The 19,403-nt window shown below is 39.2% G+C and carries 18 protein-coding genes; 11 read left to right on the top strand and 7 right to left on the bottom strand.

Features of this window, described 5'->3' with window-relative positions; all coding sequences use genetic code 11:
- Positions 1 to 24: 24 nt before the first annotated feature.
- Positions 25 to 1,329, top strand: a complete 1,305-nt coding sequence (gene pepB / locus PNEUHYL_RS09045; protein ID WP_059367391.1) for an aminopeptidase PepB — start codon at positions 25 to 27, stop codon at positions 1,327 to 1,329.
- A gap of 8 nt (positions 1,330 to 1,337) precedes the next feature.
- A complete protein-coding gene (gene ndk, locus PNEUHYL_RS09040) occupies positions 1,338 to 1,760 on the top strand; it encodes a nucleoside-diphosphate kinase (RefSeq protein WP_059367389.1) in 423 nt (140 codons plus the stop codon).
- Positions 1,761 to 1,820: 60 nt separating this feature from the next.
- On the opposite strand, the gene frdD is transcribed toward ndk, so the two are convergent.
- The 4 genes from frdD to frdA are packed head-to-tail and all read right to left on the bottom strand — an operon-like array spanning position 1,821 to position 5,162.
- Complete coding sequence (frdD, locus tag PNEUHYL_RS09035) at positions 1,821 to 2,165, bottom strand: fumarate reductase subunit FrdD (protein ID WP_059367386.1); 345 nt, start codon at positions 2,163 to 2,165, stop codon at positions 1,821 to 1,823.
- Positions 2,166 to 2,178: 13 nt separating this feature from the next.
- The gene (gene frdC / locus PNEUHYL_RS09030) at positions 2,179 to 2,589 is read right to left on the bottom strand and encodes a fumarate reductase subunit FrdC (RefSeq protein WP_059367383.1); all 411 of its coding nucleotides are present in this window, start codon (positions 2,587 to 2,589) and stop codon (positions 2,179 to 2,181) included.
- Positions 2,590 to 2,599: 10 nt separating this feature from the next.
- Positions 2,600 to 3,370: a succinate dehydrogenase/fumarate reductase iron-sulfur subunit gene (locus PNEUHYL_RS09025; protein ID WP_059367380.1), complete on the bottom strand. Its 771-nt coding sequence runs from the start codon at positions 3,368 to 3,370 to the stop codon at positions 2,600 to 2,602.
- Positions 3,363 to 5,162, bottom strand: a complete 1,800-nt coding sequence (frdA, locus tag PNEUHYL_RS09020; RefSeq protein WP_059367378.1) for a fumarate reductase (quinol) flavoprotein subunit — start codon at positions 5,160 to 5,162, stop codon at positions 3,363 to 3,365. Before frdA ends, PNEUHYL_RS09025 begins: the two co-directional genes overlap by 8 nt.
- Positions 5,163 to 5,448: 286 nt before the next feature.
- On the opposite strand from frdA, the gene epmA reads away from it, so the two are divergent.
- The 3 genes from epmA to PNEUHYL_RS09005 all read left to right on the top strand — a co-directional run bounded on the left by epmA (position 5,449) and on the right by PNEUHYL_RS09005 (position 9,297).
- Complete coding sequence (gene epmA / locus PNEUHYL_RS09015; RefSeq protein WP_059367376.1) at positions 5,449 to 6,432, top strand: elongation factor P--(R)-beta-lysine ligase; 984 nt, start codon at positions 5,449 to 5,451, stop codon at positions 6,430 to 6,432.
- A 227-nt stretch (positions 6,433 to 6,659) separates the two neighbouring features.
- Positions 6,660 to 7,889 carry an HAAAP family serine/threonine permease gene (locus tag PNEUHYL_RS09010; protein WP_059368854.1) on the top strand — a complete coding sequence of 410 codons (1,230 nt, stop codon included), beginning with the start codon at positions 6,660 to 6,662 and terminating at the stop codon, positions 7,887 to 7,889.
- A 40-nt stretch (positions 7,890 to 7,929) separates the two neighbouring features.
- Positions 7,930 to 9,297 carry an L-serine ammonia-lyase gene (locus PNEUHYL_RS09005; protein ID WP_059367375.1) on the top strand — a complete coding sequence of 456 codons (1,368 nt, stop codon included), beginning with the start codon at positions 7,930 to 7,932 and terminating at the stop codon, positions 9,295 to 9,297.
- Positions 9,298 to 9,347: 50 nt separating this feature from the next.
- Here PNEUHYL_RS09005 and PNEUHYL_RS09000 read toward each other — a convergent pair whose 3' ends face one another.
- Positions 9,348 to 10,772 (bottom strand): surface lipoprotein assembly modifier, encoded by a 1,425-nt coding sequence (locus PNEUHYL_RS09000; RefSeq protein WP_059367373.1) that lies wholly within the window; start codon positions 10,770 to 10,772, stop codon positions 9,348 to 9,350.
- 186 nt (positions 10,773 to 10,958) lie between these two features.
- Positions 10,959 to 13,085: a factor H binding protein domain-containing protein gene (locus tag PNEUHYL_RS08995; RefSeq protein ID WP_059367371.1), complete on the bottom strand. Its 2,127-nt coding sequence runs from the start codon at positions 13,083 to 13,085 to the stop codon at positions 10,959 to 10,961.
- A gap of 131 nt (positions 13,086 to 13,216) precedes the next feature.
- Between PNEUHYL_RS08995 and PNEUHYL_RS08990 the strand changes: the two genes are divergently transcribed.
- The 6 genes from PNEUHYL_RS08990 to PNEUHYL_RS08965 all read left to right on the top strand — a co-directional run bounded on the left by PNEUHYL_RS08990 (position 13,217) and on the right by PNEUHYL_RS08965 (position 18,282).
- Positions 13,217 to 13,630 carry a helix-turn-helix domain-containing protein gene (locus PNEUHYL_RS08990; RefSeq protein WP_059367370.1) on the top strand — a complete coding sequence of 138 codons (414 nt, stop codon included), beginning with the start codon at positions 13,217 to 13,219 and terminating at the stop codon, positions 13,628 to 13,630.
- A gap of 154 nt (positions 13,631 to 13,784) precedes the next feature.
- Positions 13,785 to 14,789, top strand: coding sequence for an ornithine carbamoyltransferase (locus PNEUHYL_RS08985; RefSeq protein WP_059367368.1), 1,005 nt, complete (start codon positions 13,785 to 13,787; stop codon positions 14,787 to 14,789).
- Positions 14,790 to 14,860: 71 nt separating this feature from the next.
- Positions 14,861 to 15,805, top strand: coding sequence for a carbamate kinase (gene arcC / locus PNEUHYL_RS08980; protein ID WP_059367366.1), 945 nt, complete (start codon positions 14,861 to 14,863; stop codon positions 15,803 to 15,805).
- Positions 15,806 to 15,868: 63 nt separating this feature from the next.
- Positions 15,869 to 16,561 (top strand): hypothetical protein, encoded by a 693-nt coding sequence (locus PNEUHYL_RS08975; protein ID WP_059367364.1) that lies wholly within the window; start codon positions 15,869 to 15,871, stop codon positions 16,559 to 16,561.
- 12 nt (positions 16,562 to 16,573) lie between these two features.
- Complete coding sequence (locus tag PNEUHYL_RS08970) at positions 16,574 to 17,401, top strand: hypothetical protein (RefSeq protein ID WP_059367362.1); 828 nt, start codon at positions 16,574 to 16,576, stop codon at positions 17,399 to 17,401.
- A 167-nt stretch (positions 17,402 to 17,568) separates the two neighbouring features.
- Entirely contained in the window at positions 17,569 to 18,282 is a 714-nt protein-coding gene (locus PNEUHYL_RS08965; protein WP_059367359.1) for a YadA-like family protein, read from the top strand.
- 287 nt (positions 18,283 to 18,569) lie between these two features.
- On the opposite strand, the gene PNEUHYL_RS08960 is transcribed toward PNEUHYL_RS08965, so the two are convergent.
- Positions 18,570 to 18,971, bottom strand: coding sequence for a helix-turn-helix domain-containing protein (locus PNEUHYL_RS08960; RefSeq protein WP_059367358.1), 402 nt, complete (start codon positions 18,969 to 18,971; stop codon positions 18,570 to 18,572).
- Between the last annotated feature and the right edge of the window lie 432 nt (positions 18,972 to 19,403).

Raw genomic sequence — 19,403 nt, 5'->3', positions numbered from 1 at the left:
TTTCTTTTAAAGGAGAGTTAAAAAATGGAGATTATTCTTTCTAATCGCCCTGCAGCGGATTGTTGGGGTAAAAATGCGATATTAAGTTTTAATGGCGAAGAAGCGATTATTCACTTAAAAAATAATGAAAAAAATGACCGCACTTTGGTGCAGAGTGCTGCGCGTAAGTTACGTGGGCAAGGTATTAAAGATGTAGAATTAGTTGGTAATGAGTGGAATTTAGAGTTTTGTTGGGCATTTTATCAAGGGTTTTACACAGCAAAACAAGATTATGCCATTGAGTTTCCACATTTAGAGCATGAGTTACAAGATGAATTATTAGCCCGTATTGAATGTGGCGATTTTGTTCGGGGGATAATTAATGAACCGGCACAAAGTTTAACACCTATTAAACTGGTTGAGCGTGCGGCAGAGTTTATTACGGCTCAAGCAGAAAATCATTCGGAGAAAAGTGCGGTCAGTTTTCAGATTATTTTCGGGAAAGAGTTGGAAGAACAAGGCTATCAAGGGATTTGGACAGTAGGAAAAGGTTCGTCAAATCCGCCGGCAATGTTGCAGTTAGATTTTAATCCGACAGGGGATTCGAATGCCCCCGTATTGGCTTGCTTAGTCGGTAAGGGAATTACCTTTGATAGTGGCGGGTATAGTATTAAGCCAAGTGATGGAATGAGTACAATGCGTACTGATATGGGGGGCGCAGCATTATTAACCGGCGCTTTAGGATTAGCTATTGCTCGAGGATTAAAGCAGCGAGTGAAACTCTACTTATGTTGCGCAGAAAATTTAGTGAGCAGCAATGCGTTTAAATTAGGCGATATTATTACCTATAAAAATGGTGTGACAGCGGAGATTTTAAATACCGACGCAGAAGGTCGTTTAGTGTTGGCAGACGGATTAATTGAAGCGGATAATCAACATCCTGAGTTTATTATTGATTGCGCTACCTTAACCGGTGCGGCTAAAGTGGCGGTAGGTAATGACTACCATTCGCTGCTCACAATGGATGATGAACTTGCGACAGCGCTTTTTCAATCGGCTAAGGCCGAAAATGAGCCATTTTGGCGTTTACCATTTGAGGAGTTCCATCGTTCACAAATTAGCTCTTCATTTGCGGATATTGCTAATATTGGTACAGTGCCTGTTGGAGCAGGGGCAAGTACAGCGACAGCCTTTCTCTCCTATTTTGTGAAGAATTACCGGCAGAATTGGTTGCATATTGATTGCTCTGCAACTTATCGTAAATCTGCAAATGATTTATGGGCGATTGGCGCGACAGGTATTGGAGTACAAACATTAGCGAATTTATTGTTGTCAAAATCAGAAAAGTAAGGATGAATATGACAGAAAGAACATTTTCAATTATTAAACCCGATGCGGTGAGACGTAACCTTATCGGGGCAATTTTGACACGTTTTGAGCAAAATGGATTCAAAATTGTTGCGATAAAAATGGTACATTTAACGAGGGAGCAAGCTGAAGGTTTTTATGCCGAGCATCAAGGTAAGGCGTTTTTTGAATCATTAGTGGAGTATATGATGTCTGCGCCTGTTGTGGTTTCAGTATTGGAAAAAGAAAATGCCGTAAAAGACTACCGCACTTTGATTGGTGCGACAAATCCGGAAAGTGCAGCAGAAGGTACTGTTCGTAGGGAGTTTGCGTTAAGTCAGAGTGAAAATTCCGTGCATGGTTCAGATAGCGTAGAAAGTGCGAATCGTGAAATTGCTTATTTTTTTGCCGATTCGGAAATTTGTAATTATTAATTTTATTGTAGATAAAAAATAGCGAGTTTTTATACTCGCTATTTTTTGTATCTAATTTTCTTATAAACCAATTACCGCGAATAATACCCAAATAGTATAAATAGTTGCTAAACCATAGAAGATAAAGCCACCCGCTGGTACATGGATTTTAAGATCGTGCATTCCGTGGTGAATCCGGTGCAAACCACACCACATTGGGAAAATAGTTAACACGAGAATGACAAGCTTACCAATCCAAGAATAGGCAAAAGCAACTAAGTTCGCAGGATCGACTAAACCAAATGGTAGTAATAAGCCTAAGATTAAAATGACCACAGGAAAGAAAATTGCACTTACTGTACCTCCTGCACCAAAAAGTAACCATACCGGTGGCTCGCCGGAGCGTTTTGGATTTTTATCAACCATTTTTTCTCTCCCCTTAGATATAAGCTAAAACTAATGCAATTACGCTAATAAGAGCGGTTACTGCCCAAAGTGCATTTCTTACTATATGGTGTGGTAAACGTTCATTTTTGACAATGATGTTCATCACTTTTGGTGTCATTAAGAAATAGGTGACAGTATGATAAAGCGTTGCTACCAGTGTAATGATATTTAAGATCACCACAATTGGGTTTCTTAAAAATTCAATAAAGCTCAAAATGCCTAATCCCGGAACGGGGTTGCTGGCAAGGCAGAGTACACCATAAAGCAGAACAATACAGAACCATACGGCAAAGATTGAGGTTGCTTCACGTAGCATATAGGCTTTGTAGAAGTCTAGTTTTTGCCACCAAGTAGCCGTCATTGGGCGAACATATTTTTTGCGTTTACTTACAGTTACTGACATTCTTTCCCCCTTAGCCTTTTGGTTTTATCATAGAGATCACATAATCTTTAGCACTTTCCACTTTACCTTGGTTGATTGCAGAAGCCGGATCCACATGTTTTGGACAGACCTCAGAGCAATAACCAACGAAAGTACAGCTCCACACCCCATTTTTACCGTTTAACAATGGCATACGTTGTGTCTTTCCGTGATCACGGTTATCAAGGTTATAACGATGAGCCATGGTGATTGCGGCAGGCCCTAAGAATTCAGGATTTAGGCCGAATTGCGGGCAAGCGGCATAACATAAACCACAGTTAATACACATTGAGAACGTGCGATATTTTTCAAGTTGAGCCGGTGTCTGCTTAGTACGGCTTTTCGCAAGTTCTGCCGATAGATGTGGTTTTCCATCTAATGGCGGCGCCTCATTGCCAATAATATACGGTTTGATGGCTTCCAAACTTTCAATAAAGTGACTTAAATCTACTACCAAGTCACGTTCAATAGGGAAGTTTGCCAACGGTTCAATACGCATATGACCACTGTAATCACGTAAAAAAGTTTTACATGCCAGTTTTGGCTTATTATTAACCATCATTCCACAAGAACCGCAGATTGCCATACGGCAAGACCAACGGTAAGAAAGGGAAGGTTCAAGTTTATCTTTAATATAACCTAACGCATCAAGTAAGGACGTTTGGTTGTCATAAGGCACTTGGTAAGTGCTTAAATGTGGCTCTTGATCGCTTTCAGGATTGTAGCGTAAAACTTCCACATTCATTACTGGTGAATTAGCCATTTGCTTGCTCCTTAGCTTTCGCAGCAGCTTCGGCAGCTTCTGCTTCTGCGCCATAAACACGTTTTGCAGGTTGGGATTTAGTGATTTTCACCGGGCTGTATTCAATGCGCGGTGCACCATTCTCATTGTAGAAAGCAAGGGTGTGTTTTAAATAATTGACATCATCACGTTCAGTGTAATCTAAGCGTTGATGAGCCCCACGAGATTCTTTACGTTCGATAGCGGAATTAGCGATAGATTGTGCCACATCAAGGATGTAACCTAATTCAACGGTGTAAAGTACATCGGTGTTAAATACACTTGAATTATCTGCGACACGAATACGTTTATAGCGTTCTTTTAATTCTGCAATTTTATCAACGGCTCTTTGCATACTGGCTTGATCGCGGTAAATACCACAGCCTTCTTCCATAACGGTTCCCATTTCATCACGGATTTCAGACCAAGATTCATTACCTTCTTGTTTGTGAAGTGCTTCTAAACGAGCTACGACATCTTTAGCCTGTGCATCTACCGCACTTTGGTTTGTTTGTGGTGCTTCAACCGCACGTTGAGCCGCATATTCACCTGCTACCCGACCAAGAACAACTAACTCTGCCAATGAGTTAGACCCTAAGCGGTTTGCTCCGTGTAACCCCGAAGAAGCACATTCACCTACGGCAAACAAGCCTTTAATACGGGTTTCACTATTGAAATCGACTTCAATACCGCCCATGGTGTAGTGAACGACCGGACGAACAGGAATTGGTTCGTTAACCGGATTTACCCCTTCGTACGCACTTGATAACTCACAAATGAATGGAAGACGTTCGTGCAAGTATTTTTCACCGAGGTGACGTAAATCCAGATGTACAACATCTACACCTTTAGCGGTTTTTAAGGTATTTCCTTTCTTCCACTCTTGCCAGAAAGCCTGAGAAACTTTATCACGCGGTCCTAATTCCATATATTTATTTTCAGGTTTACCAATCGGCGTTTCCGGTCCTAGTCCATAATCCTGTAAATAACGGTAGCCGTTTTTATTAACCAAGATACCACCCTCACCACGGCAACCTTCAGTCATTAAAATACCGGTATTTGGTAAGCCCGTTGGGTGATATTGTACAAATTCCATATCACGTAGTGGCACGCCGTGACGATATGCCATGGATAAGCCGTCTCCGGTTACAATGCCGCCATTGGTATTGAATTTAAATGCTCGGCAACCACCACCGGTTGCGATAACTACCGCATTGGCATTGATTTGAACGAGTGTACCCTCCATCATATTCATCGCGACCATACCGCGGGCGTGACCATCATCGACTAAAATATCTAATACGAAATGCTCGTCAAAGCGTTGAATTTGAGGGAATTGTGTTGAGGTTTGGAACAGGGTATGTAGCAAGTGGAAGCCGGTTTTATCTGCTGCGAACCAAGTGCGCTCGATTTTCATTCCTCCGAAACGGCGTACGTTCACATCACCATCTGCTTTACGGCTCCACGGACAGCCCCAGCGTTCTAACTGAGTCATTTCTACCGGAGAATGTTCTACAAAATACTCTACAACATCTTGCTCACACAACCAATCGCCTCCGGCAACGGTATCATGAAAGTGTTTATCATAGGAATCTTCTTCTTTAATAACCGCCGCTGCACCGCCTTCAGCTGCAACGGTATGGCTACGCATTGGATAAACTTTTGAAACCAATGCGATTTTTAAATTAGGATTTGCCTCTGCTGCTGCAATTGCTGCACGTAAACCGCCACCACCGGCACCAACAATTGCAATATCGACATTAACTGTTTGCACGATATCCTCCAATCATGTAGAAAGTATAATAAAAGCCCTTTAAAGGGTGAGCGGAGGCATTGTGCCACTTTTTTTACAAATTAATAACTTTTTTTCGGAGGAATTTCAGAGAAATTGTGAATTTTGTGATCTACCTCAAAAAAGTTAATTTATTTAACCAAATCAAATGAGAAGGTTTTTTATTTGACGTGCTTTTGTGATGATAAGGCCGGAAAGTTGAGTTGTTAAATTCCCTAGTTTACAATGTTGAAGTTTATGATGATTTTACTAAAAAATAAGAGGAAAAATGACCGCACTTACTTCGCAAACTGTGTCATGGCAGCCTTCAGCCTCCATTAAAAATTTACTTGCCAGAGCAAAAATCATTGCTGAAATTCGTCGTTTTTTTACCGATCGGGGTTTGCTTGAAGTTGAAACCCCGGTTTTGAGTGAATTTGGTGTGACGGATATTCACCTTTCTACATTTAGCACCGAATTTATTGCACCGATTAATGAACTCTCAAAAACCTTGTGGCTTTCAACCAGTCCTGAATATCATATGAAACGTTTATTGGCTGCGGGTAGCGGCCCTATTTTTCAAATTAGCAAAGTATTTCGTAATGAAGAAGCGGGTAATCGCCATAATCCTGAATTTACTATGTTGGAGTGGTATCGACCGCACTTTGACATGTATCGTTTGATTAATGAAGTAGATGATTTACTCCAACAAATTCTTGATTGTAAGCCGGCAGAAAGTATGACTTACCAATTTGCTTTCCAAGAGTATGTGGGACTTGATCCGCTTTCAGCAAGTCGGAAAGAATTGGTCGAGGCTGCCCGTCAACATAATTTTATGGCAGAAGAGGACGAGGATCGCGATACGTTATTGCAATTTTTATTTAGTGAAGTGGTGGAACCGCAAATTGGGCAGGATGCGCCGGTTGCGATTTACCATTTCCCTTCCTCACAGGCCGCACTTGCGCAATTAAGTCCGGAAGATCAACGTGTGGCGGAACGTTTTGAGTTTTATTACAAAGGATTAGAACTCGCCAATGGCTTTCATGAATTAACGGATGTAAATGAACAACGGCATCGTTTTGAGCAGGATAACCGTCAGCGTGAAAAGCTCGATTTACCGGAGCGGGCAATAGATGAGCGCTTTCTTAGTGCATTGCAAGCGGGGATACCGAATACATCGGGCGTTGCTTTAGGAGTGGATCGTTTAATTATGATTGCCCTAGAGGCTTCCAGTATTAACGAAGTGCTCTCCTTTTCTATTGAGAACGCTTAATTTATATAGAAAGTGCGGTTAAGATATTGATTGCTTTTTAACCTCACTTTAATCTAAACCAAATTTTGCTTATTTAATCATGGAAAAACTGTTATCTAGATCACATTTCTAAAAATATTCTTTTGAATTTCACTTTCTTAAAGCATATTATGCGCGCCAGATTTTCAGGTGGTTACTTGAACAATTATAGTAAACTAATTTCTTTTTTAATTTTGAAGGTCTTTATTATGAAAAATCCAAAATGGAATAAATTTGATGCATCATGGATGTTAAATTTATTTGGTACGGCAGTAGGTGCCGGTGTTTTATTTCTACCGATTAATGCCGGTATGGGTGGTTTCTGGCCGCTAGTTATTATGGCAATTTTAGTCGGACCGATGACTTATTTTGCTCACCGTGGTTTATCATATTTCGTGCTTTCTTCCAAAAAACCGGGAAGTGACATTACCGAAGTTGTAGAAGAACATTTTGGTAAAACGGCAGGTAAATTAATTACTCTACTTTATTTTTTCGCAATTTTTCCAATTTTGTTAATTTATGGTAATGGTATTACCAATACCGTAGATTCCTTTATTGTGAATCAACTTGGCATGGCATCGCCTAATCGTGTGTTACTTTCTTTTGTCTTAATTGCAGTATTAATTTCAGTGATGCTTTTCAATGAAAAAGTGATGCTAAAAATTACAGAATGGCTTGTATATCCGCTAGTGCTCATTTTATTTGTGTTATCAATTTATTTAATTCCGGAATGGAACAGTTCTATGTTGCAGGAATTTCCGACTACAAGCAGTTTTATTACGACATTATGGGTAACGATTCCGGTTTTAGTATTCTCTTTTAACCATTCTCCGGCAATTTCTTCCTTCACCTGTTCGCAATATCGTGAATACAAAGAATTTGATCTTACTGAACGTCATATTGAACACACTGAAAAAGGTACATCAACGATTTTACTTTTCTTTGTTATGTTCTTTGTATTCAGCTGCGTATTAACTTTAACTCCGGAAGAGTTATTGGCGGCAAAAGAACAAAATATCAGTATTTTGTCTTTCTTAGCGAACAAATTCGATAATCCTTATATTTCCTACTTTGGCCCATTGGTTGCATTTTTAGCGATTACCAGTTCTTTCTTTGGTCATTATATGGGGGCTCGTGAGGGGTTAGAGGGATTGTACTTAAAAATGAAAGGTGAGTCGGTTAATCGTAAAAAATTAAATTATGCAACCGCACTTTTCTTCTTAGTTACTCTATGGGGCGTTGCGATTATTAATCCTAGTATTCTTGGTTTGATTGAATCCCTTGGCGGCCCAATTATTGCGATGATTTTATTCATTATGCCGATGTACGCTATTCGCAAAGTTCCGGCAATGAAACGTTATCAAGGTCGCTTTAGCAATATATTTGTAACCGTAATGGGATTAATAGCTATCTCTGCGGTCGTATATGGATTATTATAGGCAGCTTAGGTTTTAGCTTATCTTAATTAACGAGAAATATATGATTAGCGTATTTGATATGTTTAAAGTGGGAATTGGTCCGTCCAGTTCCCATACTGTTGGTCCGATGAAAGCGGGTAAACAATTTATTGATGATCTCATTAAGCTTGGGCAGTTTGAAAACACAACAGAAATTCATGTAGATGTCTATGGTTCTCTTTCCATGACCGGGCGTGGCCATAATACGGATATTGCGATCATTATGGGGCTTGCAGGTTATTTACCGCATGATGTAGATATTGATCTCATTCCGCGTTTTATCGAAAACGTGAAAGAGACTGCGGAATTATCTATCGATCAAGGTAAAAAAACAGTGAAATTTGATTTTGATAACAATCTCATTTTTCACAGTACTTTTTTGAAATTACATGAAAATGGCATGACGATCACTGCATTAGATGCAGACCGTAAGGAACTTTACCGTCAGACTTATTATTCTATCGGCGGTGGTTTTATCGTTGATGAAGCCCATTTCGGTCAGGAAGAAGAAAGCGCAATCAGCGTGCCTTATCCTTATAAAAATGCGGAAGACATTTTAAAGCACTGCACTGAAAAAGGTTTAATGCTTTCTACAGTCATGCTTGAAAATGAAATTGCTTTACATGGTAAAGACGCGGTGAGCGCGCATTTAGACAATGTGTGGAAAACTATGCAGGCTTGTATTGATCACGGCTTGCATACTGAAGGTATTTTACCGGGTCCATTACGTGTTCCTCGTCGTGCAGCTTCGTTACATCGCATGCTACAAGCGAATACGAATTTATCAAACGATCCAATGCGTGTTATTGATTGGGTAAATATGTTCGCTCTGGCAGTCAATGAAGAAAATGCGGCTGGTGGACGGGTAGTAACCGCACCAACCAATGGTGCTTGCGGCATTATTCCGGCAGTACTTTCTTACTATGATAAATTTGTTTCACCTTTAACGGCGGAGATTGTTGAACGCTATTTGTTAGCGGCGGGAATGATTGGCTCGCTTTACAAAATGAATGCTTCGATTTCCGGTGCTGAAGTAGGATGTCAAGGGGAAGTCGGCGTGGCTTGTTCCATGGCGGCAGCCGGTTTGGCTGAGATTCTTGGCGCTAATCCAATGCAAGTATGTATTGCAGCAGAAATTGCAATGGAGCATAACCTTGGTTTAACTTGCGACCCTGTCGGCGGACAAGTTCAAGTGCCTTGTATCGAACGTAATGCAATTGCCTCAGTGAAAGCGATTAATGCGGCTCGTATGTCATTGCGTCGTACTACTGATCCACGGGTTACGCTTGATAAAGTGATTGAAACCATGTACGAAACAGGCAAAGATATGAATGCAAAATACCGTGAGACTTCACAAGGCGGGCTTGCAGTCAAAGTGGTTTGTACTTAAATTTCAATCCAAAGTGCGGTCAAAATCGACCGCACTTTTCGTTCTTTCTTCTAAAAATCTTTTTCTACCGAAACAAACCATTCGGCACTTTGGCGTGAGTAAAATTCAGGAATATTGCTATCAATCTTGCGATAACGGTAATTCAATTTCGGGATAAACCCTCTCCATTGCAACTGGTTATGCCAAACCGCTACATTAATGCTATATTCCTTGTCTTGCCGTTTTTTCGTCGGGAAATAAAAATTTTCCGCTCGAAAATCACGTTTTACATAGCGTCCGCTTAAACGCATCGCAAAATCCTTGATTTGCCATATTGTGCCGATATTAAGCCCTCGGCGGAGTGAAGATTCCGCTTTATCTTTACTTTGATCGAGGCTCCCTTCAATACCACCAAATATCAACCAATTCAGTTTAGCTTGATAACTGAATGAAAGGGTTGCACCGTTAATGTAACCATTATGTCGGCGTGCCACATTGGTTTCGGCGTAGCGTTTTTGTGTATGGGAAAGCGTGCCTGAAAGCGTCCAAAGTGCGGTCAGTTCTCGATGAAAATTTGCCACGATGCCATAGTTCTTGCTGTAACGTGGCGTACCTAACCAGTTTTGCTCAAAAAACAGCATAATACCCCAAGATTGCAAGGCGGAACGATGGCGATAGCCTAATGCGGCATATAAGGATTTTTCGCTATATTCTTGATTATCCCAATAATGTACACCGCTGAAATTGCTGGTAACGGCGACAAAATGATTGCCGCCGATATTGATTTCACGATTTAGCCCCAAGCCATAACGAAAACCGTGCGCTTTTTGTGGTAAAGATTCCTCGTCTTTTCGGAAGCGAAGACCGCCAAGTATAATATCTTGTTGAGCGGAGGCATTATTCACATTGTCCGTTTGAGTGTATTGCAATTCGGTATCCACTTGCCAGTTTTGGTGTTTTTCCATTTCTTGTAAATAACGTTGGGTTAAGCCTTTCATTGTTGGGGATAAATCAGGTATTGCTCGCTCAATTTCTGCTTTTGCTTGGCGATATTGTTTGTTTTCAAAGAGCATTACACCCAAATCAAAGCGTGGATAAGCCAATGCCGGATTTTCATTCACGATCTGTTGATAAAGGGAAATCGCTTCAGGATATTGGCGTTCGGCACGTAACATTGCCCCTTTAGCGTAGCGGTAAAGGGTAGCATCATAATGGGCTTGTTCTTGATAGATCGGTAATAATCGTTTTAATAATCCCCATTGTTGATTTACCACGCCATAGTTAATCAACTTTTCTAGTTTTGTTTGCACTGAATCCCTTTCATTCAATGCAATTTGGGGCGTGGAAAGTGCGGTGGATTTTGGCGGTGTTTTTAGCTGAGGCTTCTCGGTTTTCGGCACATTTGTTTCTTCAAAGAAAATTGGTTTAGGTGTATGAATGGTTTCAGCTTGAGAAATAAGGGGGAAAACCAGTAAAAAATAAGTCAGTTTTTTCATAATAAATAGTAGGGACACACTGCGTGTGTCCGCTTATAACATATTGAAATAATTTGATTTTATAACGGACACACGCAGTGTGTCCCTACAGATCAACAAAATGTTTGTGTCGTGCTATATAACGGAACAAAAGAATGCCGTTTAAATTTAAATTGTTTTAAACGGCATTTTGTTAAAGGTTAAAGATTATTTTTGGATTTCACCGCGCGTGCCACCGAAGCCAATGTCAATATTACCGCGAGGGCTACCATCTTGAGAAGAATCATTTATTCTTTCAATTGTAACATCTCTTATATATCTATCTAGTGGCATTGGCTCAGAAGAGCCTTCAATCCATTTATATGTCCCTTGTGATAAAGATGCTTTACCTGCGATTTCTTCTGCATTTGGACCAAAGAAATTAGCCGCATATTCACCTGTTACACCACCTTGATCGTTCCAAGCCTCTGCAATGGCATTGCCTTTAACTCTCATACTATTATGACTTGCTGATTTGTAAATTTCAGCTTCTTGCAAAGTAATATCACCAATATGATCTAACCCTGTAATTTTTCCTGAGCCTTTTCTATCAGCGAAATCTACAGTGTAAGATAGTTCACCCTGTTTTTTAGCATCAAATGCAACACCGGTATAGGTTGCTCTTCCTTCTGAAGGGAATTTATCAACCGGTGTTTTAAAACCATTTGTATGACCTGGATAAGAACCGGCATCTACTGTATAGGTTTCGCTTGTTCTAGTCTTAGAAACTTCACGAGAACGAAAAGGAGATGAATTTTTATCATCGCCTTCCTCATAGTAATATTCTATTTCGGTATATGGCTCTACGGTTTTGTTATAGTTACCTGTAATGACGGAATATTTTTGGTTATAAATATCGGCATAAGTTGTCACTGTTTTATTGGCGACTTCCCGATCATTTTCAATAATGGGTTCATTTCTAATAGAATGATCTTGCTTTGTTAAGAATCCTAGTGGTTTATCTCCAGTACCTTTGAGATTTATTATCGCTTCATCAACTTCTTTATCTAAATTGATTTGAGCCTCTTCCAAAGAAACAAGCGTATTTTGATCGATAAATTGTTCGATATAATAACTACCTACATTTAATTCGGTGAGGATTTTTGCTAATTCTGTAATCTTTTCACGATTTGTTTTGTACTGTTCAAGCTCCGTTTTAGCTTCTTCAAGGGGTTTATCTTTATTTTTTTGAGCAAACTCCCAAGTATTAAAGTGATGAACATTAGGGAAATAAGTATTTTTGTAGTTTTCAGCTAATTCACGTATTTGCTCTTCTTTTCGTGCCTGTAACCGCTCTTTTTCTTTTTCAGCAGCTAGTTGATTGAGGGTTTCTAATGCACTAGATTTATCGTTATCTATATTTTGATTAGCAAAATTTTGAGCTTCCCAATCTTCCAATCCTTTTTCTTTAGCAAGGTCGATTAATTCATTGATTTTGGTTTCTCGTTCAGCTTTTTCAGTAACATAATTATTGAGATCTTCTACCGCACTTTCTTTATCCGTATGATTTCTACCATAGGCAAAATTATGGGCTTCCCACTCTGGCAAACCTTTCTCTTTTGCTAATGCAAAAATTTCATTAATCAGTAGTTGTCTTTTTTGCTGAATTTCATCACGACGGCTTTCTAACAAGGTTTCAGCTTCATCAAGTGTGCTATTTTTATTTTCTCGGGCAAATTGACGAGCGTCCTGATTATTCAAACCATAATTACGCGCAAGTTGGCGTAATGTGATGGTTTTATGTGCATTTAATACTTCATCAGCTACTTCTGCTTTGGATTTGTTTTGTAAATCATCGGCGAGTTCGTTTGCCCAACCTTGTGGTAAACCGCTTTGCAAGGCAAATTTTAGAACTTCATTACGGTTTAAAATTTTGTCATTTGCTAGTTTGGCTTCTAATTCTTTCACAGCTTTTTCTTTTGCTGCCATTTCTTTGGCTAAATTTTCTTTTGCTTTTTCAGTAGCCTGCTGTGTTTTGGTTTGTTCATCTTGTAAGGCTTTTTGTGCCTCTTTTAAGCGTTGTTCGGCTTGAGCTAAATCTTGTTTTGCTTTATTTAAATCTTGCGTAGAAAGCTGTTCTGACTGTTTTAATTTTTCTTCGGTAGATTGTTTTTCGCTTTGTGCTTGCGCAAGTTGCGCTTTCAAGCGATCTAATTCGCTTTGCTGTTGAGTTGCTTGATTATTTTTGATTTCGTTATTCGGTGTGGCTGGGCGATTATCATTCCCACCACTACTCCCACATCCGGTTAATGCCAATAAAAGTGCGGTTGCAACTGAGAGATTTTTTAGTTTCATTTTGGTATCCTTAAATAGTAGTATGATTAAAAAACCAAAAAAATTATAATTTTGTATTAATTTGTGTACAATTAACCAACAGTTACACTCAGTTACCTTAATAAGGTACTTTCATTTTGTGAGACTAAACGATGAAAATTAATGAAAAAATCCGTCAATTACGTGAACAGCACCAACTATCTCAGGAAAATATGGCGGAGAAATTAGGAATGTCGGTAACGGGGTATGCCAAAATTGAGCGGGGCGAAGTGCGTTCGACTTTACCCCGTTTGGAACAAATTTCAGAAGTCTTTGAGATAGATATTTGTGAATTGTTGGCTTTTGGGGAAAACGAGAAAGTTTATTTTAATAATTCCTCAAGTGGTTCTACAAATTCAAATAATTCTAATCATTTCTTATTTGCAGTGGGGAATGAGAATTTAGAAAAAGCGATTCAACAATTACAATTAATGGTGACACACAAAGATGAATTATTACTACAAAAAGACAAAATTATTAACGGCTTAGAACGCGAACTGGCGTTATTGCGAAAATTGCAAAATTAAAATCTCCTCTAAAGTGCGGTTAAAATTCCTTAAATTTTAATCGCACTTTTTCGTTATTTTCCTCCTTTTGTTGCTTTTTTGTTCTTGAACGCAAACGTTTGCTTTGCTAAAATTTGCCGATTTTTTATCAACACACGAGAAAAGGGGAGCAACTATGGCGTTTAATCTTAAAAACAGACATTTACTGAGTTTAGTAAATCATACTGAGCGTGAAATTCGATTCTTATTGGATTTGGCGAGAGATTTAAAAAGAGCAAAATATGCGGGAACTGAACGACCTCGTTTAACCGGTAAAAATATTGCGCTTATTTTTGAGAAAACGTCAACTCGCACGCGATGCGCTTTTGAAGTGGCAGCTTATGATCAAGGTGCACACGTGACTTATATTGATCCGGATTCTTCACAAATCGGGCATAAAGAATCAATGAAAGACACCGCGCGGGTATTAGGCAGAATGTATGATGCCATTGAATATCGTGGGTTTAAACAATCAGTTGTCAATGAACTTGCGCAATACTCGGGTGTGCCGGTATTTAACGGTTTAACCGATGAATTTCATCCGACCCAAATGTTTGCCGATGTTTTAACAATGATTGAAAATTGTGAGAAACCATTAAGCCAAATCAGCTATGTGTACATTGGCGATGCACGTAATAATATGGGGAATTCCTTATTGTTAATTGGTGCAAAACTAGGTATGGACGTGCGTATCTGTGCACCGAAAGCCTTATTACCGGAAGCGTCGTTAGTGAAAATGTGTCAAGAGTTTGCAGAGCGATCCGGTGCAAGAATTACCGTTACCGAAGATATTGATACGGCGGTTAAAGGCGTTGATTTTGTGCATACGGATGTATGGGTTTCAATGGGAGAGCCTCTCGAAACTTGGGCTGAACGTATTGATATGTTAATGCCTTATCAAGTCACACCAGAATTAATGAAACGTACTGGCAATCCGAAAGTCAAATTTATGCACTGTTTACCGGCATTCCATAATAGCGAAACCAAGATGGGGAAAGAAATTGCAGAAAAATACCCTCAGTTGGCAAATGGTATTGAGGTGACGGAGGAAGTATTTGAGTCACCGGCAAATGTGGCATTTGAGCAAGCCGAAAATCGAATGCACACGATTAAAGCTGTGATGGTGGCAAGCTTGGCATAGTAAATTATAGATAGCATCGTAAATATTAAATTAACGATGCTATTTTTTTATAAATTAACAAGGGAAGTAAAATGAGAATTGTGGTTGCATTGGGTGGAAATGCCTTATTAAAAAGAGGGGAGCCGATGACGGCTCAAAATCAGTCTGCGAATATTCATATTGCGGCAGAACAATTGGCAAAAATTAAACAAGAAAATGAATTAGTGATTTCCCATGGCAATGGGCCACAGGTCGGGCTGTTAGCATTACAGCATGCGGCGTATTATGCGCAAGACACTAAAATTGAGCCTTATCCGTTAGATGTGCTTGTTTCTCAAACGGTTGGGATGATCGGTTATATGTTGCAACAAGAATTAATCAATTTATTGCCGCAAACCCCAACTATCACAGTATTAAATCAAGTCATTGTTGATCCAAAGGATCCGGCATTTGAAACACCAAGTAAGCCCATCGGGCAAGTTTATACCAAAGAGGAAGCGGAAAAATTAGCGTCAGAGAAAGATTGGACGATCATGGTTGATGGGCAATATTATCGTCGTGCAGTACCAAGTCCCTTACCAAAAGCTGTCACGGGAATTGATTCTGTAAAAGCTTTATTAGCCAATCGTAATATTGTTATTTGCGGTGGTGGCGGTGGAATTCCAAGTTATTATAACGACCAAGGGGAATTACAAGGCGTTGAAGCTGTGGTGGATAAAGATTTATGCTCTGCTGTTATTTCTCAACAATTAGAGGCGGATTTATTTATTATCGCTACCGATGTGCCTGCGGCTTATGTGAATTTCAATAAACCGGATCAAAAACGAATTGCTAAAGTTAACCCACAGGCTTTAGAAATGCTTGCTGCTGAATTTGCGGCTGGCTCGATGGGTCCGAAAGTGAAAGCAGTGATCAACTTTGTTAATGCCACCGGTAAAGAGGCCGTCATTGGTTCATTAAATGATATTGAACTTATTGTTAAAGGTGATGCCGGTACGCGTGTTACTCGCTCTATTGAGGGCGTGGAATTTTACTAAATTAAGAAAAACGGGGATGAAAACATCCCTATTTTTGACCGCACTTTTTAGAAAGCTTTTCAAATGATGGCGGTTGTACCAAACGCATTTTCTGTTAGCTCTTCGCCTGGTGGTAATTCAGGAACGATTGCTTGGAAAACCGGAGAGGAGACGAGTATTGCAGGTGGTGATGCTAAGGGAGATAATAATGCAACCGCTATAGGGCGAAATAGTACTAATCCGGCATATAATAGCTCTAGAGCGTGGGCACTCGGTGCTATTGTCATTGGTACTGCCTCAAAAGTCGGTAACACCGGACAAGATGAAAATGCACGGGGCGGTATTGCTATCGGTTTTACTGCCCCCACCCAAAGCAAACACGGGGTTACTATCGGTTCAAGTGCCGCAACCAGCGGTGAAGGTGCTACGGTGATTGGTTCAGACTCAAACGCAAGCAGTTTTTCCACAGCCTTAGGGCGTTCTTCTAAAGCAAGCGCAAGCGCACAATGGACGGCGGCGATAGGGGTTAATGCAACAGTTGCAGATAATAATACATATTCCATAGCATTAGGTAGTGGATCTGCTGCGAATGGCACTAATTCTGTTGAAGATCTCAAATTTAATTATGATTCAAATACAGCAAGGACAGCTAATGTTACGGCACAAACGGCAGGAAGCGTGTTATCTATCGGTAATAGAAATCACAAACGCCAAATTGTTAATGTTGCCGCAGGGCGTGTTAACCAAGATTTAACAGATGCGGTAATCGGTAGTTAACTTTATGCGGTAATGACTCATTCCGGTTTTAATATTAAAGAGAATGATTCTCCAAAATCTCGTATTAATAATAATGGTCAAGTCGATTTTGCTAACGGCAATTATACGACAGCTTCTGTTACCGATGGCAGTAACAGTGCAGCGGTTAAAGTGAATGTGGTGACTCAAGATATTTCAACTGATAATAAAGGTGTCACGAGTGTATCCGGTACAAGTGGTTTAACTACGGCAAAAACGGTTTATGACGCAATTAATAATGCGCTAAATAATTCAAGTTTTACATTAAAAGCCAATAGTGACGCGGGCACGGCAATTAAACGAAATGGCTATATTGATATTAAATCGGGAAAAAATGTTAATGTTTCTCGTGATGGTAGTGTTATCATAATCAACACTGTTGATAACCCGACATTTACTGATGTAACCACAAATAATTTGACTGCAAAAGAACAAATTAGCGGTAAAAATTTAACCGTCAGCGGTACATCCAATCTACAAGCCGCTAACGTAAATCAACAATTTTCTGCTAATAGTGATGTCTCTCTAGGCGTATCCAGTAAAACTGTTACCTTTGTTAGCGGTTCTTCAATAAATACTGGCAGTAATAGAATTAGTGGTGTTGCTACAGGTACAGATAAAACCGATGCAGTTAATAAAGGACAATTAGACGACGCTATCAGTAACATTACAAATACTACGAATACTGCTGTAAATGCGGCAAATAATGCCAACACAACGGCGAATAACGCGAATGCGAGGGCAAATAATGGCACAACCATCACTAAAGACTTGAGCGTTACGAATAATGCAACGATTGTCAAAGATTTGACGGTAAACTGAAATAGCACAACCAAAGGAAATTCTGTTGTTGAGGGCAATTCGACGGTCAACGGTGATAGCGTGGTGAAAGGCAACTCAACTGTTGAGGGCGACAGTGTTACCAAAGGTAATACTACCTTTGAGAAAGATGTAACTGTCGGTGGCAATAGTACATCAATGGCGATAGTGTGGTGAAAGGCAATTCAACCGTTGAGGGAGATACGACAATTAATGGTAATGTGAGTATCGGTAAAGATATAGTCGTCAACGGAAATAGTACGACGAAAGGCGACTCGATAGTTGAAGGAAATCGTAATGTAACAGGTTCAACCGTTTTACATGAGGTAACGATAAACAAATCTCTAACATTGGCGGATGATGCGAAAATTGACTTAGGCAATTCCGATATTGAAGGCAACTTTGATATTTACGGTGATGAAAGCAAGAAATCGCTCAGCCAAGCGCTAACCCAATTACAAATGACCGGACCGTTAGTTTATGTTGATTCACAAACCGGCAAAGATGTTCAACGTCATACCGATGTAGTCAGATTAAACAGCGGTTCGGATAAACCTGTGCGTGTTACCAATGTTGCTGCTCCGAAAGATACTCACGATGCGGTAAACTTAGGTTACTTTAATAAACAACTATCACTCAATATGGGCGAGGTTCACAACCGTATTAATCGGGTAGATCGTCGCCTACGTGGCGGTATCGCATCAGCGGTAGCTATGAGCTTATTACCACAATCTTATCGTGCCGGTGAATCTATTGTGAGTGTCGGCGGTGGTACTTATCGCAGTGCTTCGGCGATTGCAGTTGGTTATTCAAGAGTAACGGATAATGGTCGGGTTGTTATCAAAATCGGTGGAAGTGCCAGTAAAGTGCGGTTAAAAATATAAGTCGGTGGAATTATTTGCAAATCTATAAAACTCGCTCTATGCAAATAATTCCCCTTTATGAAAAGTAAATCACAAATTTTAACCAAACAAAAAAACGCCCTTTAAATTATTAAAGGGCGTTTGAATTTTATCTGTTAAAATTTATAGGCTATACTGTTTTCATGATTGTTTGAATAGCTACTGGAATATTGACCGAAAAACGTTGTGTGCAACGCCTACCAAGTATCTACTTTATTCTCGATTCAATTAACGTTTTACTATCCTAATGAAATATATAAAAATTAGCTTTACTCTTTAGCGTCTTCTATTAAATTTCTTAATAATGTAATTTCTTTTTGTTGTGCTTGAATAATATCATCTTTATATTTAATGATTTCGTCTTTATGAGACAGCATTAAAGTTAATTTTTCTGTATTGTCGTTTCCACCTAAAAATATATTTGAATTAGTATTGCTATTATTATCGCCTGTACTAATATAAACTTTACCTTTCTCGCCATAATTTAACAATTCATAAATATCAATATTAAATATACCGAGAATTTGTTCTAGTCTTTCAAAATTTACACGGGTCTCTCCTCGTTCAATTTTGGCATAGCCTCTTGTTGACATACTTAATTTATCGGCCATTTCTTCCTGAGAAAGTTTATGTTCTTCTCGATATAAACGAATTTTTTCATTAATGTTCATTTTTAATTCCTTTCTTCTTTCTTTCTAGAACTTTTTGTTCATTGTAACATAGAATGATAGAACGTAGAATATGACAATATAACAAATGTTTGCTAAGGGATTAACACTATTGTTGGTTTCTAAAATTGGCAACTTTCTTTTTGGAAAGCGCAGGATTGCAAACAAATGATGCGTTAACTGAAAATAGTTAAAGATGATGGATGTTACGAGAATGTTTGTACGTTACAATCAGGAAATGATGAAGAGGTAAAAAAGTTTAGAAAAGTAGTGAGTTTAGGCTATATCTGAGAAATATAATTTCATATTAATAGTATTTAATAGACTAAATAACTATCAAGATTTTGATTTGCGCTGTTCATTATTTCCAGAGTAAAATAATAGTGTAAGCATACATAAGTATAGATGAATTTATTCAATTTATTATATGATATA

Source organism: Rodentibacter caecimuris (assembly GCF_001019715.1).
Classification (GTDB): domain Bacteria; phylum Pseudomonadota; class Gammaproteobacteria; order Enterobacterales; family Pasteurellaceae; genus Rodentibacter; species Rodentibacter caecimuris.
This window is presented reverse-complemented; position numbering and strand designations above follow the sequence as displayed.